At 59.6% G+C, this 322-nt stretch carries 1 protein-coding gene; it reads right to left on the reverse strand.

The features are described from left to right. A partial coding sequence (locus AB9F29_RS21715) for a sarcosine oxidase subunit delta (RefSeq protein ID WP_369757225.1) occupies nucleotides 1–223 on the reverse strand: 223 nt, incomplete at its 3' end. Between the last annotated feature and the right edge of the window lie 99 nt (nucleotides 224–322).

Here is a 322-nt window from a genome sequence, read left to right on the forward strand (position 1 = left end):
GGGTCAGAGTATCACGGGCGGCATGGAACCATTTGGTACAGCCGTTGCTATGCCGCCAGCGTTCAAAATGCACGCCACGCGGGTTGGCGCGATGGAAAAGATAGGCCTCACACGCGGCATCATCGCTGTCTGGGAGCGCGCGCGAAAGATGCGCCGCACCGCCCGCCGCGAGTTCGGTTTCGTCCGCTTGGACACCACAATAATGGCATTTGAAGGTCAGCATGGGCGGTCTCCGAGGGACTTGATGTTAGAGATGTTCAATGTGCCACCCCCGCTGCGACGCTTTCGTCGATAAAGCGCCCTTCGACGAAACGGTCGAGAC

The organism is Falsihalocynthiibacter sp. S25ZX9 (genome assembly GCF_041205405.1).
Classification (GTDB): Bacteria; Pseudomonadota; Alphaproteobacteria; order Rhodobacterales; family Rhodobacteraceae; genus Falsihalocynthiibacter; species Falsihalocynthiibacter arcticus.